Annotated in this window: 2 protein-coding genes; one reads left to right on the top strand and one right to left on the bottom strand. The window is 59.7% G+C overall.

Features of this window, described 5'->3' with window-relative positions:
- Window positions 1-550 (bottom strand): LysR family transcriptional regulator (locus AC1DRJ_RS25525; protein ID WP_477804603.1); only part of this gene is annotated, 550 nt, incomplete at its 3' end.
- A 150-nt stretch (window positions 551-700) separates the two neighbouring features.
- Between AC1DRJ_RS25525 and AC1DRJ_RS25520 the strand changes: the two genes are divergently transcribed.
- On the top strand, window positions 701-2052 hold a 1352-nt coding region (locus AC1DRJ_RS25520), incomplete at its 3' end, for a CoA-acylating methylmalonate-semialdehyde dehydrogenase (protein WP_477804602.1).

Raw genomic sequence — 2052 nt, 5'->3', positions numbered from 1 at the left:
TGTCCAGATAGTCTTGGGTCGCGTACAGCTGCAATCGGTAGTCGCATAGTTTGCAGCAGACGTACGGCCCGTGTTCGGGGCGCTCCAGGGCGATGACGATGTCGGCTTCGCGCTTGGACAGGCTGATGAAGTGCGGCAGCGGCAGGATGTCGACGGAGATGGCCGGGTAGGCGTCGACGAAATGACTCAGTTGCGGCGTGATGAAAAAGCTGCCGAATCCTTCGGTGCAGCCCATGCGCACGTGACCGGACAACGCCACGCCGGACCCCGAAACCTGCTCGCAAGCCATGTGCAGAGTGCTTTCAATGGATTCGGCGTAACCCAGCAAACGCTGACCCTCTGCGGTCAGGACAAAACCGCTGGTCCGGGATTTTTCGAACAACAAAGTTCCCAGCGCCGCTTCCAGCGAACTGATGCGCCGCGACACAGTGGTGTAGTCCACCGCCAGACGCTTGGCCGCGGTGCTGGCCTTGCGGGTGCGGGCGACTTCGAGGAAAAACTTGAGGTCATCCCAGTTCAGCGAGCCTAAAGACGTGATGTTTTTTTGCATGATGGACCGGCTTTTATGTGCGTTCTTATTAGAAGTTTGCACATCTATACTCCAAAAACAGCCCCACAACCAATTCGCGGCACACGCCTCATCACAAGGTGACTTTCTCGCCTTGGCTCCCAAGATAAAAACAAGCATCCGGAGACCCACATGAACGCATCGCTCACGCCTAACGAAACCACCGTGCAGAAGGTCAAGCTGTTGATCGACGGCCAGTGGGTCGAGTCCAAGTCCACCGAATGGCACGACATCGTCAACCCGGCCACCCAGCAAGTGCTGGCCAAGGTGCCGTTTGCGACTACTGAAGAAGTCGACGCGGCCATCAGCGCTGCCCATCGCGCCTTCCAGACCTGGAAGCTGACGCCGATTGGCGCGCGGATGCGCATCATGCTCAAGCTCCAGGCGTTGATTCGTGAGCATTCCAAACGTATCGCCGTGGTCCTTAGCGCAGAGCAAGGCAAAACCATCGCCGACGCTGAAGGCGACATTTTCCGTGGCCTGGAAGTGGTCGAACACGCCTGCTCCATCGGCAGCCTGCAAATGGGTGAATTTGCCGAAAACGTTGCCGGCGGTGTCGACACCTACACCCTGCGTCAGCCCATCGGCGTGTGCGCCGGCATCACCCCGTTCAACTTCCCGGCAATGATTCCGCTGTGGATGTTCCCGATGGCCATCGCCTGCGGCAACACCTTCGTGCTCAAGCCGTCCGAACAGGACCCAATGTCGACCATGCTCCTGGTGGAACTGGCCATCGAAGCCGGCGTTCCGGCAGGCGTCCTTAACGTCGTGCATGGCGGCAAGGATGTGGTCGACGCACTCTGCACACACAAAGACATCAAGGCGGTGTCCTTTGTCGGTTCGACTGCCGTCGGTACTCACGTCTATGACTTGGCCGGCAAACACGGCAAGCGCGTGCAATCGATGATGGGCGCGAAGAACCACGCCGTGGTGCTGCCGGATGCCAATCGCGAGCAAGCGTTGAATGCTTTGGTCGGCGCCGGTTTTGGCGCGRCGGGTCAACGCTGCATGGCCACCTCGGTGGTGGTATTGGTGGGCGCGGCCAAGCAATGGCTGCCGGACCTGAAAGCGCTGGCGCAGAAACTCACAGTGAATGCCGGCAGCGAGCCGGGCACTGACGTCGGCCCGGTGATCTCGAAAAAAGCCAAGGCGCGCATTCTCGACCTGATCGAGAGCGGCATCAAGGAAGGCGCCAAACTGGAGCTGGACGGTCGCGAGATTACGGTTCCGGGTTACGAGCAGGGCAACTTTGTCGGCCCGACCTTGTTCTCCGGCGTGACCACCGACATGCAGATCTACACCCAGGAAATCTTCGGCCCGGTGCTGGTGGTGCTGGAAGTGAATACGCTTGACGAGGCGATTGCGCTGGTCAACGCCAACCCGTTCGGCAAYGGYACRGGCCTGTTCACCCAGAGCGGTGCGGCGGCGCGTAAATTCCAGAMSGAAATCGACGTCGGCCAGGTCGGCATCAACATCCCTATCCC

The sequence above is a fragment of the Pseudomonas sp. P5_B2 genome (assembly GCF_056400445.1).
This window is presented reverse-complemented; position numbering and strand designations above follow the sequence as displayed.